Origin of the sequence: Pseudomonas hunanensis (genome assembly GCF_013393325.1) — a bacterium.
Classification (GTDB): domain Bacteria; phylum Pseudomonadota; class Gammaproteobacteria; order Pseudomonadales; family Pseudomonadaceae; genus Aquipseudomonas; species Aquipseudomonas putida_P.
In genome coordinates this window covers 23,443-36,229 of sequence record NZ_QJRC01000069.1, presented here as the reverse complement: position 1 = coordinate 36,229, position 12,787 = coordinate 23,443, and the positions used below count along the sequence as shown (strand labels likewise).

10 protein-coding genes are annotated in these 12,787 nt (G+C 61.5%); all 10 read right to left on the bottom strand.

What is annotated here, in order from left to right:
- A partial coding sequence (locus DM807_RS03665; RefSeq protein WP_244965000.1) for a type IV pilus assembly protein FimV occupies positions 1–1,073 on the bottom strand: 1,073 nt, incomplete at its 3' end.
- A 71-nt stretch (positions 1,074–1,144) separates the two neighbouring features.
- Positions 1,145–2,149, bottom strand: a complete 1,005-nt coding sequence (locus tag DM807_RS03660; RefSeq protein WP_060493361.1) for an aspartate-semialdehyde dehydrogenase — start codon at positions 2,147–2,149, stop codon at positions 1,145–1,147.
- Between the two features lie 83 nt (positions 2,150–2,232).
- Positions 2,233–3,705, bottom strand: a complete 1,473-nt coding sequence (locus DM807_RS03655; RefSeq protein WP_179027060.1) for a surface lipoprotein assembly modifier — start codon at positions 3,703–3,705, stop codon at positions 2,233–2,235.
- 90 nt (positions 3,706–3,795) lie between these two features.
- Complete coding sequence (locus DM807_RS03650; protein WP_041166420.1) at positions 3,796–4,554, bottom strand: Slam-dependent surface lipoprotein; 759 nt, start codon at positions 4,552–4,554, stop codon at positions 3,796–3,798.
- Between the two features lie 87 nt (positions 4,555–4,641).
- Entirely contained in the window at positions 4,642–7,779 is a 3,138-nt protein-coding gene (locus tag DM807_RS03645; protein WP_179027059.1) for a TonB-dependent receptor domain-containing protein, read from the bottom strand.
- A gap of 109 nt (positions 7,780–7,888) precedes the next feature.
- Positions 7,889–8,887 carry a FecR family protein gene (locus DM807_RS03640; RefSeq protein WP_342356470.1) on the bottom strand — a complete coding sequence of 333 codons (999 nt, stop codon included), beginning with the start codon at positions 8,885–8,887 and terminating at the stop codon, positions 7,889–7,891.
- A gap of 60 nt (positions 8,888–8,947) precedes the next feature.
- Complete coding sequence (locus DM807_RS03635; RefSeq protein WP_012271193.1) at positions 8,948–9,439, bottom strand: RNA polymerase sigma factor; 492 nt, start codon at positions 9,437–9,439, stop codon at positions 8,948–8,950.
- Between the two features lie 210 nt (positions 9,440–9,649).
- The gene (asd, locus tag DM807_RS03630) at positions 9,650–10,762 is read right to left on the bottom strand and encodes an aspartate-semialdehyde dehydrogenase (protein WP_012271192.1); all 1,113 of its coding nucleotides are present in this window, start codon (positions 10,760–10,762) and stop codon (positions 9,650–9,652) included.
- A 63-nt stretch (positions 10,763–10,825) separates the two neighbouring features.
- Positions 10,826–11,908 carry a 3-isopropylmalate dehydrogenase gene (gene leuB, locus DM807_RS03625; RefSeq protein WP_012271191.1) on the bottom strand — a complete coding sequence of 361 codons (1,083 nt, stop codon included), beginning with the start codon at positions 11,906–11,908 and terminating at the stop codon, positions 10,826–10,828.
- Between the two features lie 54 nt (positions 11,909–11,962).
- Entirely contained in the window at positions 11,963–12,727 is a 765-nt protein-coding gene (locus DM807_RS03620; protein ID WP_060515081.1) for a class I SAM-dependent methyltransferase, read from the bottom strand.
- Positions 12,728–12,787: the final 60 nt, after the last annotated feature.

Genomic DNA, 12,787 nt, shown 5'->3' with positions numbered 1-12,787 from the left:
GCTGGCGGCACGCTCGCCGCCGCAGGGGCCGAGGCCGGTGCAGCAGCCGCTGGGGCCGGCGTGGCTGCGCCTTGGGCTTCAAGGCGGGCCAACTGGTTGTTCTTCAGCTCGATAAGACGCTGCAGCTTGTCCAGCTGGCTCTGCAGGTCGCTCATGCGGCTCTTGAGTTCTTCATTGTCGCGGCGGCTGGTGTCAAGGCTTTCCTGGGCCACCGCCAGCTTGTCATTCAACGCCTTGGCCTGGCCGGCACCGGCCTGGTTGCCCGGGCTGACCAGGCGCAGGTTGTCGCCTTGGGCGATACGCGACGGCGCGGCCTCGGCAGCGCCACGGCGGGTGGCATCCAACTGGCGCGCACGCGGCCCCAGGCGGCGGCCTTCTCGCCAGGCGGCATATTGTTCGGCCACCTCGCTGTTCGCCTCGGCCTGCGCAATGTTCTGGATCTGCTGCTGGTCGGGCAGGCGCAGCACCTGGCCAACCTTCAACTGGTTGATGTTGTTGCCAATGAAGGCGTCCGGGTTCAACGCCTGGATCGCGATCATGGTCTGCTGGATAGAGCCACCCTGGGTGTTGCGCGCGGCAATTTGCCACAAGGTGTCGCGGCGCTGGGTGGTGTAACTGCTGGCACCGGTTGTAGCCGGCGTGACATTGCCCGCCGCCGGTTTGTCGCCCTGGGCCTTGGCCTGGTCGAGCAACACGCTGTAGTCACGCAGCAGGCGGCCCTGCGGCCACATCACCTGGACCAGAAACTTGACCACTGGCCCTGGCAGCGGCTGGCTGGAAGTCACCCGCAGCACGCTCTTGCCGTTGGGGTTGATCACCGGTGTGAAGGTCAGGTCTTCGAGGTAGGTCGGAAATGCCACCCCGGCCTTGCTGAACTCTTCCGGTGGCGCCAGGCTCGGCGCCACTTCGGCGGCTTTGAGGTCGCGCACGTCGAGCAATTCGATCTCGGCGTCCAACGGCTGATTCTGTGCCGACTTCAGGGTCAGCTCCCCCAGGCCCAGCGCATTCGCCATGCCAGACGACAGCGCGGATGCTGCAGCCATGGCCAGAACCAGTTTGCGAATTCGAAGCATGACCTCTTCCTTTGTATGAATCGTCCCGAAACCTGCATGCGGAGCAGGACAAAAGTGCTCGCCAGTATCTTTTACGGCATGTGTTTAATCAACAATTGCGCCACTTGCACGGCATTGAGTGCGGCGCCTTTGCGCACGTTGTCGGTGGTCAGCCAGAGGTTGAGCTGCTGGTCTTCATCAACACCGTGACGTACACGACCAACATAGACCACGTCTTGGCCCACTGCGTCACCTACCGGGGTCGGATAATCATCACGCTCCACCAGCTCAACACTTTCGGCGCTCTCCAGGGCCTGATTGACCGCTTCCAGGTCAACCGGGCGACGGCTCTGCACGGCCACACTGAAGCTATCGCCGAAAAACACCGGGACTTGAACACAGCTCACGGAAATCTTCAGTTCAGGCAGCCCCAGCAGCACGCGCAGCTCGCTGACCAGCCGGCGCTCCAGTGCCGTATGGCCCTGTTCATCGGCAGCACCGACCTGGGCCAGCAGGTTGAACGCTACCTGGCGGTCGAAGAAGCGCGGCTCCAGCGGCCGGGCGTTGAGCAGTTCGGCGGTTTGCCGGGCCAGTTCGCTGACCGCTTCACGGCCTTGCGCAGACACCGCCAGCGCGGCCATCACCTGTACCCGCTCGATGTCCAGCAGGCCCTTGAGCGGCGCCAGCGCGACCGCCAGGGCAACCGCCGCCGAGCACGGGCTGACAATACGCGCCGGCAGGGCCAGGCCCGTCAGGCGTTGCGCGTTGGCTTCAGGCACCAGGGCCAGGCCACCGTCCAGCTCACCGGACAGGTCGATGACCGTGCAGCCCGCCTGCAGCGCCTTGCCGGCAAAGCTGCGGCTGACGGCGGCGCCAGTGGCGAAGAAAGCCAGTTTTACCTGGGCGAAATCGAAGCTGTCGACCTCGCGCACCTTCAGCTTCTTGCCGGCGAACATCACGCTGCTGCCTGCCGACTCCATACTGGCCAGCAGGTGCAGGGTGGCGACCGGGAACGCCAGTTCTTCGAGCACCTGTACCAGGGTTTCACCGACGCTGCCGGTGGCGCCGACGACGGCGATATCGAATGTAGGGTTCATGATGCGGTCTGCCTCTGGCGAAACGGGAGCGGCACTTTACTCGCATTGCCCGATCGAGGCCAACGCCGTCGCTAGGCTGGCAGTCAGAACTGCTTCTCCAGCTTGAGGCTGACGCTGTTGCGCTCCCAGCTGTACAGCCAGTCGACGTTGCTGTTCACCTTGTTGTACTTGAAGGTCAGGCTGGGTACCAGATCGTGGAAGGCCAGGCCCGGTGCGCGCACGATAAAGGTATAGCCCTGCTCCTCTTCATGACGCCGGTCATCGAGCAAGGCACTGTAGGCGTCGTACTGGCGGGTGCGCCAGGAGGCGAACAGCACAGTGCTCAGGCCGATGTCGAAGTCCTTGGCAACGCCCAGGCGCAGGCCCCTCTGGAAGTAGGCTTCGGTAGCATCGCGGGTGTTGCGGTCGGTGAGGTCGAAGCCGCCGAACAGCACCCACTGCTGTGGCAGGGCTTGCCACAAAGTGGCGTACACGGAGGCTGCGCTGCCGTCATAGGTGTCCGCGGCCTGGCGGCGGTAGGCCATGTCCTTGTATTCGCCTTCCAGCTTGAGCATGCGCGTGGCCGAAAGGTTGTGCATCCATTCACCGCGCAGGCCCCAGGCTGAGTACATCGGGTCACTGCCAATGCGGTTGTATTCGAACTGTGGGCCCAGGCTGTACTGGTTGCGCCCGTCCTGATAGCTGTAGCCGGTGTTACCGATGAAGGTGTCTTCGTTGTACTTGCTCTCTTTGTCGTAAGCCTGCCCGTAGGCGAGCGCCCGGCCGAATACGCCATGGTGGCCGGACAGCGCTACGCGCTTGTTCAGTGTGGCTTCGTAGTCGATGCCTTGTGCCGACACTGCCTTGGGCATCTTGCGCTCGACCAGGTACACCCCGTCACTGGTTTCCAGGCGGTAGTGGGTGGTGCTCTCCGAGGACTGGTTGAGGTTGTCGTTCCAGGTCGGGCCGATGGCAAGCGAGCCTTGCCAGCTTTCGCGGTGGTCCAGCGCCTCGATGAAACTGTCGACGGTATTGCCCAGGCCCTGGTTGCGCGCATCGGCTGGGCCCAGGCTTTGGCTGATCTGACGGAAAGCCTCAGCCGACTCGCGGTCCTTGCGGTTTTCGAACAGCACCCGGGCCAGTTCGAGCTGGCCGGGGAGAAAGTCGCCCTGCAACGTCAACAACTGGCGGTAGTGCGCCTCGGCTTGCTCCAAGTCGCCACGCGAGCGAGCCAATGCGCCATCGGCGTAGGCCAGCAGCATCCGGTCATGGCCTGACAGCGCGACGTAGCGGGCGCGGAATGCGGTCACAGCCGCCCATTGCTGGCGCTGCACCGAAACATAAAGGGCACGGCCCAGGTCATCAAGGTTGTTCTCTACCCGGTACGTCTGGCCATCGATGACCAGCGTCGTGCCAGCGATTTCGTCCTTGAGCAGCTCTCGCTCCTGACGGTTGGCGCGGTATTCAATGCTCTGGTTCAGGCGCAGGTTGGTGTCCTGGTCGGCCAAAGCAGTGAAGGGGAAAGAAAGCGGGAGGGACAGCAACAAGACGTAATGCAGGCGTGAAGGCTGGGGCATTGCTTGGCTCTCGGGGGCCTTGAAATAGCTGCAATCAGGGCCGCAAGGCGGCCCTGATGCACTTAACTGACCAGTATCAAGCGGGTCGGCTTACTTCTTCACACCACCGAACGCGGTGTCGTAGTTACGGTTTTCGAACTTGGCGATACCGGCCAGGGAAGCGGCAGCGCCCGCGCCGAAGAAACTGCCCTGAGTGGTGCCCTTGGACAACTGCGCGTTGTTGGTCGGGTTGAGTGCCAGGGCCGCGCCAGAGAAGGCAGCGGTCGATTTGTCGATGTTGGCCGCCAACTGGACTTTCAGTGCACCGTTAGCCAGGTTACCGGTCAGGGTCGGGGCAGCAGCGCCGAAGCTCGCAGTCAGGTCACCCGACAACAGGTTGCCACCGGAGTAGTTGCTGATGCCCTGGACGGCATAGGAAACGTTGGTGGTCGGCAGCACGCGCCCCGTGGTATCACCGGAGTAGTAGACGACGCGGGTCGGGTCATTGTTGGTACCGTTCTGCGACCATTCGCCGAAGTAGACTTGCTGGGTGGAAACCTGCTTGAAGTCAAAGTTACCCAGGGTAGCGTGCGATGGCGGCATCATGGCTGTAGTGATAGTGGTCACACCATGGGTATCAGCCGCGACCATGCCCTTGAGGCCGCTGAACGCAACTTTCGTACCGTTGTAGAAAGCCGACACACCCACGGCAGGCGCGCCCGCTTCACCGGGATGATTGGTAGAGTTGCCTTGGGCGCCACCCACTACGATGGCGCCTGTGTAGCTCTGCCCCGAGGCGGTGTCAGCCTGCGCAACACCAGCCAGACCCAGGAGTGCAACTGCAAGTACGGAAACATTGAACGCTTTCATTTCATAATCCATTGATAAGTTAATAGTATCCAACACACAAGCACGTCCGACGTTCGGCGCCGTTCACCCGTCCATAATCAATTCACCTCAGAAGTTTGCTGTTAAACCGATTTTCAGTGTTCGGCCTGGTGCGGGCATGGCCGACCGGGTCAAAGGGTCCAAATAATAGAGATTGGTAAGGTTGGTGCCGACCAACTCGACACTCACGTCGTCGGTGAGCTTGTAGTTGACATACGCGTCATAGGTCACAATGTCATCCCAGGACAATGGCGTATTCAGGTAGTAACTAACCATGGGATTACCGCTGTAGTTACTGTGAAACTTGCTGTCATGTCCCTTGTAGTAAATGACACGCCCACCCACTTCCAGGCGACGGTCAAGGAAACGTGCGCCCAACCCAAGGTTGGCGGACCATTCAGGCATTGCCATACCCACCAGGTAACCACCGATAAAGCCGTCATCCACGCAGTTCGGGGTAGCGCCGGTGGCGTCCAGTTGCATCGCCGAGTTTTCATCGCACACTTCATTCTTGAGCACATGCGCCACGCTCAAGTCAGTGAAAAAACCGCCATTATCGTATCGGCCTTGTAACTCAACGCCTGCGGTAGTTTGTTTCTCTATATTGGAGAACACCAACTGCGGGCTACGCTCGATGACGTCATTGGTCGTGTTGTGATAATACGTTAGCTTTACATCCGCCTGCTCACTGCCCCACCAACCACTCAGGTTATGGATATAGGCGACTTCATAGTTATGCGCATGTTCAGGCTTCAAGTCCCATGGCGTCAGCGAAGCCGAGAAACCAACGGTACTTTCGAACATGCTTGGGTAACGGATCGCTTCGCTGTAACGAAGGTAAAATCGGCCGTTCTCCGACGTGTAGAATGTGGCGGACAGGTTGGGCACCCACCCCTGATCCTTGCGGTGCCGCGCAGAGGTATCGACTGCCTGATTGACCAGATTACCCTCACTGTCGACAGCATCTGCAGCACCGCTGTACAGGGCAGCGCTGCATGTCACTATTTCCTCGCCAGCGGCTGCAGCCGCGATGCACGGGTTGTTACTACGCTGATACTTTCCCTTGCCGTCATGCGCCCAGTGTTTTTTCTGGTCCACATCGAGAACGTACGGCGTACTCGCTTCAATAGATGCCTTATCAGCCTGCCGTTCGGCTTCGCTATAGCCGAACATGTCCCAGAACATTTGTGCGAATTGAAGTTTTTCATCCACAACTGCGCGCCACTCCTCCTGCGACAGCTGTTTACGCGTGGTATACCAGAGCTCTTTACCGCTTGGGACAACCTGAGTACTCACGCCCGTGTCACGCTGCTGACGCTTGAGAAAATCATCGAACGACCAGTACGAGGAGTAGCGCCCACCCGCTGTGAAGCGTGCAAAGGAAATGGGCTGCCAATCGAAGTTGAAGTTGTATTCCTGCTCTTCGCGACGCCCGGCCCTGGGAAACAGACGCGTTGCCGAGAACGTGGTCGGGTCATAGATGCTGTCGCCCGAACTTAGCTTTTCATGCTGGTAGCTCCCGCCCAACGTCAGGTCGAGGCTGTCCAGCAGCTTCAGCTTGTTGCTGACAGTGAGCCCGGCTCGGTCATGCTTGGCATTGGCCACAGCGGTATTACGAAATTCGGGATTCTGCGCGGTGGTTTCATTAGGCACGCCACCCGAGCTGTAGGTATCGCTGACGGTCCGGGTCATCCACAGGTTCGAGTAGAAGTCGACCCAGCGGTTGTCTTCTGGGTTGAGCTTGTACTCCACGTTATAGGCCTTGCTGTCTACATGGCTCAGCGGCCACTGTGGCACGCCGTAGGTCGCGGCATCATAGGTACTCCCCGGCGTGAAAAATGAAATACGCGAGGGCAGGATCTCGCCATACAACGAGTCAGTGGCACGGTAGCCAAATTCCAGGCGCTGGCCCTCGTCGATCTTCCAGGTAGCCTTGGCCAGCCACGACTCCATCTTGCTGGAACTGTTCGGTACTTCATCGCCAGGCTTGTAGATGCGCGCCAGATTGGGCACGTAGTCCCACTTGCCATCCACCAACTCGCCACTGGCGTAGTAACTGCTCTTTTTCTTGCCCGCGTAGTGGTTGCCCTTTTCCCGGTAGGCGTAGGCGCCCATCAGGTCGAAATGCTCCTGGCGCGTACCCAGTGCCAACCGATAGGCCTTGTCGTCACTCGACAGCAGGTCGTTGCTGCTACTGGTACGCGGGTGCTTGTACAGCGACGGGTCGTAGTACGAATTGATCGGAATGTACTGGTAATCCGCACCGGGCATCTGCCCGGTCATCAGTGTGGGCAGCTTCGGGGATACCGAATTGTTGCTGCCCTCGATCTTGAACTCGCCGCCGAATGCTTCGCCCTCCTTGAGGATGTCATCGACGCTCAGGGTATTGACCACCACCGCGCCACCAACGCCGCTGTAGACATTGCGCTCCAGGTTCGGCCCCTTGATTACCTTGATCGAACCGATCAGGTTGGGGTCGATGTAGTTGCGGTTGTTGGCCCCCATGTAGCCGCGGTACACGGTCAGCGCCTGCTCGGTGCCGTCGATGGTCAGCGGCACCCGCCCAGGGCCCTGGATGCCACGTACGTTCGGGTCCAGCGCACCGCTGTTGCGGGCGTCGCCGCTGTAGACGTTGAGCATGCCCTTGAACACGTCGGCGGGGGCGGCGCCCTTGTAGCGCTCGATCTGCTCCTTGCCGGCGTAGACGGTGGAAATGTCCTGGTCGTAGATGTCGCTGTAGCCCTTCTCGTCCCGCGAGCGGCCGTCACGCTGGCCGTACACGTAGGTCGGGTGAAGGTCATCGGTGCCAGCGCTGGTGGCCGATTGCAGGTGGATCACCGGGCGGTCGGGCCCGCCACTCAGGCTGAAGCTGATCGGCAAACCACTCAGCAATTGCTTGAGCGCACCTTCCAGAGAGAAACGGCCCTGTACCGGGTTGGCGTACAGGCCATTGAAGGCCTCGCCGGTCAGGTAAAGCTCGGCGCCCGCCTGGCGTGCCAGCTGCAACATGGCATCTTCAAGTGCCCCGCCCTTCACATCGAATTGATGGTACTGGCCGGCCTGGCTGCGTGCGTCGCCAGCCGGGTCGGTGGCGGCCATGGCAGGCAGTACCGGCGTGGCGCCGCAGCAGGCCAACAGTGCCAGCTGAATCCCCAGGCTCAGCGTTCCACGTTGGGGGGCAAAACGCCCTGAAGCTCCCTTTGACATCGTTTCCAAGCACCCTAGCTAAAGACAAATAAGAGTTATTTGCATTCAGTAACGTGCGAAGCTGGAAAACACAGTAGAGCGATATGATCTATTAAATTGTTTTTTTAGATCAGTAAATCAGCATTAGACCTGGAAGCTCCAGCACCCGGGCATGTGCCTGCCTGGCCAACTGCCTCAGGGAGTCATCGACGTGGTCGACCCGTGCCACGGCATTCACCGGCAGGCGCCGCAGCGCATCGCCGCGCACCAGCGTCAACCCTGCGCGATAACGGCCTAACTGCTCGACTGCCTGGGCCAGGGTCTGCTGGCGCAGCACCACCCTGCCCTCCTGCCAGCTGGCCAGTTCCTCCGGGGATTGCTCCAGTGGCTTGAGCCCGGCATGTGGGCCGAAATACAGACTGTCGCCTTGCTGCAGCACGGCAGATGCCGAAACATCGTCCAGGCCATGGGAAACCAGGTTGATTTCAACGCTGTGCTGCAGCACGCCCACCCAGCCAGAGCGGTCATCCTTGTCGACCGCGACCAGATAACGAGTGCCACGAGCGGTGATGGTTGCCCCTGGCGTGCTGACAGTGAAGGGTCGTGGCTCCGCTTCGCCAACGGGTGAAGGGCTGAAGACTGCCTCGCCGTGCTTGAGGCGCACCATACGTCGCTGGCCGTCATACGCGATGCTGAGAATACTGCGGCTGCCCAGCACAAGCTGGCTACCATCGCCCAATGTGACATGGCGCACTTCGCCATAGCCGGTCTGGTAGTCGGCGCCCAGGCCCTGCACCCAGAATGGCGGCGCCAGCCACAACCAACAGGCCATCGCGAATCCGCTGAGTACGCCACCACTGGCCCATGGCCGTTGCCATATAGCCTGTAGCCAGCCCAGCGGCCCGGCGGCGCGAGCTGGACGCGGTGGCCGCACATACCCCTGACGCAGCGCCGCACTGGCTTGCCAGGCGCGGTCGAGGCGCTGGGCGACGGCAGCATGCCGGGGGTCGGCTTCCAGCCAACGCCGATAGGCCGCTTGCTCGGCGGGACCGAGGCGACCTTGACGGTGTTTCATGACCCAATCGGCGGCCTTGCGCTCGATCGGGTCAACAGGTTCTGAGGGGTTCACGGTGCGGTGTTTGCTGCCTGTTGGTGTTTTTCTGGTAGCCCGGCCAGGTCAGCGCCTGGTCTAGTGATCAGGCTCAAGCCCTCGGCCGATCCTGGCCAGGGCACTGGCCAGGTGTTTTTGTACGGAACTTGTGGAAATTCGTAAATACTCGGCAGCCTCTTTGTGCGTCATGCCCTCCACCCGGCACAGCAGGAACACGTTGCGGGTGCGCTCGGGCAGCAACTCCAGGGTTGCGTGCAGGCGCTCAAGCTCTAATGCGCCCAGGGCCTGGTCCTCTGGCGAACTGGCTTCATCGATCAGGCCGTCGAAGATACTGGCCGGCTCGGCCTCGTAGCGCTTGCTGCCATAGCGCCGATGATGGTCGATCATCAGGTTGTGGGCAACGCGGAACAGGTAGGCCGGGGTCGCGAGCAGCCGCTCTACTCCATCCATCTGTGCCAGGCGCAGGAACGTTTCCTGGACGATGTCCGCTGCCAGGCTGGGCGTGCAGTTCTTGCGCAGCAGGTAGCGGTGCAAGGCGGTGGCATGTTCGTTGAAGAGTTGTTCCAGCACGTCAGCACTTTCCTATGCTCAGGCAAACTGGGGAGGCCGATTATAATGAGAATATTTCTCGTTAAGCCAGGCATTTTGCCACTCCAGGACGCCGCTGTTACAAAACAAAAAAAGCCTGGCAGAAGGCGATTTTTGTAGGAGCCGCGCCGCATGCTGGTAATAAAAAACCCGCGCTGTCACCAGCGCGGGTTTTTAGTCAAAGCAGAGCGATCAACGCTCCAGCAGAATCCGCAGCATGCGGCGCAGCGGTTCGGCGGCGCCCCACAGCAGCTGGTCACCCACGGTGAACGCGCCCAGGTACTGCGAACCCATGTTCAGCTTGCGCAGGCGGCCAACCGGGATGTTCAGGGTGCCGGTGACCTTGGTTGGGGTCAGTTCCTGCATGCTGATTTCACGCTGGTTAGGCACCAGCTTCACCCATGGGTTGTGCTGGCTGATCATGCCTTCGATGTCGGCGATCGGCACGTCTTTGTTCAATTTGATGGTCAGCGCCTGGCTGTGGCAGCGCATGGCGCCGATACGCACGCAGATACCGTCGACCGGGATCGGGCTCTTGAAGCGACCGAGAATTTTGTTGGTCTCGGCCTGCGCCTTCCACTCTTCGCGGCTCTGGCCGTTCGGTAGTTCCTTGTCGATCCACGGGATCAGGCTGCCAGCCAGCGGCACGCCGAAGTTTTCGGTCGGGAACGCTTCGCTGCGCATGGCCTCGGCAACCTTGCGGTCGATGTCGAGGATGGCGCTGGCCGGGTTGGCCAGGTCTTCGGCAACGGCGGCATGGGTGGCGCCCATCTGCTTGATCAGCTCGCGCATGTTCTGCGCGCCGGCACCCGAGGCCGCCTGGTAGGTCATGGCGCTCATCCACTCGACCAGCCCGGCTTCGAACAGGCCGCCCAGGCCCATCAGCATCAGGCTGACGGTGCAGTTGCCGCCGATGTAGTTCTTGGTACCGGCGTCCAGCTGCTGGTCGATGACCTTGCGGTTGACCGGGTCGAGAACGATCACGGCGTCATCCTGCATACGCAGGGACGAAGCGGCGTCGATCCAGTACCCCTGCCAGCCGGCTTCACGCAGCTTGGGGAAGACCTCGTTGGTGTAGTCGCCGCCCTGGCAGGTCAGGATCACGTCGAGGGTCTTGAGTTCTTCAATCGAATAAGCGTCCTTCAGTGGCGCTGTATCCTTGCCCACGTTCGGGCCCTGGCCGCCAACATTGGAGGTAGTGAAGAACACCGGCTCGATAAGGTCGAAGTCCTGCTCCTCCAGCATCCGCTGCATGAGCACGGAACCGACCATACCGCGCCAACCGATCAGACCTACACGTTTCATCGCAACTACACCTTTGCTAAAAGTGGGCCGCCACCGGGAATTTTGGGTGGCGGGCCAGAGAGATTACAGATTCCGCAGCGCTGCGACTACTGCGTCGCCCATTTCCTGCGTACCAACTTTGCGGCAGCCTTCGGAGAAGATGTCGCCGGTGCGCAGGCCCTGGTCCAGAACCAGGCTCACGGCCTTCTCGATCGCCTCGGCGGCAGCCGACTGATTGAAGCTGTAACGCAGCATCATCGACACCGACAGGATGGTCGCCAGCGGGTTGGCGATGCCAAGGCCTGCGATGTCCGGCGCCGAGCCGTGGCACGGCTCGTACATGCCCTTGTTGTCGGCATCCAACGACGCCGAAGGCAGCATGCCGATGGAACCGGTCAGCATGGAAGCTTCATCCGACAGAATGTCACCGAACATGTTGTCGGTCACCATCACGTCGAACTGTTTTGGGGCACGAACGAGCTGCATGGCCGCGTTGTCGACGTACATGTGGCTCAGTTCCACATCCGGGTAGTCCTTGGCCACGTCTTCGACCACTTCACGCCACAGCTGGCTGGAGGCCAGGACGTTGGCCTTGTCCACCGAGCACAGCTTCTTGCCGCGCACGCGGGCCATGTCGAAGCCGACACGGGCAATGCGGCGCACTTCGCTCTCGCTGTAAGGCAGGGTGTCGTAGGCCTGGCGCTCGCCGCCTTCCAGCTCGCGCTGGCCACGCGGGGCACCGAAGTAGATACCACCGGTCAGCTCACGAACGATGAGGATGTCCAGGCCCGAAACGATTTCCGGCTTCAGCGACGAGGCATCGGCCAGTTGCGGGTAGAGGATGGCCGGGCGCAGGTTGGCGAACAGGCCCAGTTGCGAACGGATTTTCAGCAGGCCGCGCTCCGGGCGAATGTCTCGCTCGATCTTGTCCCACTTCGGGCCACCCACGGCGCCCAGCAGCACGGCATCGGCCTGGCGCGCACGCTCCAGGGTTTCGTCGGCCAGTGGCACGCCGTGCTTGTCGATGGCGGCACCGCCGATCACGTCGTGCGCCAGGCTGAAACCGAGCTGGAACTTGTCGTTGGCCAGCTCCAGCACCTTGACCGCTTCGGCCATGATTTCCGGGCCGATACCGTCACCTGGGAGAATCAGAATCTGCTTGCTCATGCTTTCCTCTATCCATTCACGCGGTGCGGCCAAACGGGCCCCACCGAAAAGTGCTTAACGCTCGGCCCACAGCACCAGCACATCGGTGCTGAACGAGCCATCGGCCTCGATTTGGTAATACTGCCGTACTTCTTCGCCCATGGCTTGCTGCAATTGGCGGATGGCCACTCGCATCGGTTCTGGGGTGCGCATGCGCTCTACCCAGGTGTTCCACTCCAGGCGCAGCGGCTGACGGGTGTGGCTGCGCACATGCAGGCCGGCTTCGCTGACCTGGCGCTGCCATTCGGCGGCGGAGTAGTCGCGCACATGGCTGGTGTCGCGCAACACTTCGACCGTTTGCAGGTAGGTGTCGAGCAACGGGCTGCCCGGCGACATCACGTCGATGAACGCCGCCACGCCACCCGGCTTGAGCACCCGGCGCACTTCGCGCAGGGCCAGGCCCAGGTCGCTCCAGTGATGGGCCGAGTAGCGGCTGAAGACGAAGTCGAACGAGGCATCGGCGAACGGCAGGCGTTCGGCGGCGCCGCGCTCGGTGGTGATATTGGCCAGGCCGCGCTCGGCAGCGGCGCTGGCGACCACGTCGAGCATGGATTGCGAGAGGTCGTAGGCGACCACCTCGGCGACCAGCGGGGCGACGTGGAAGCTGACATGACCGGCACCGCAGCCCAGGTCCAGCACGCGAGCATGGGCCTGCCCTGCCAGCTCGGCTTGCAGCAGGGCAAACTCACTGCCCTGGGCGTGCACGGCGCTGCTGAGGTAGGCGTTGGCCTGTTCGCCGAACTGGCGTTGGACCACGTCGGTGTGGGTGGTGCTGGTCATGGGAGCATTCCTTTCGATTGTCATCACCAGTGCCGGCCTCATCGCGGGACAACCCCGCTC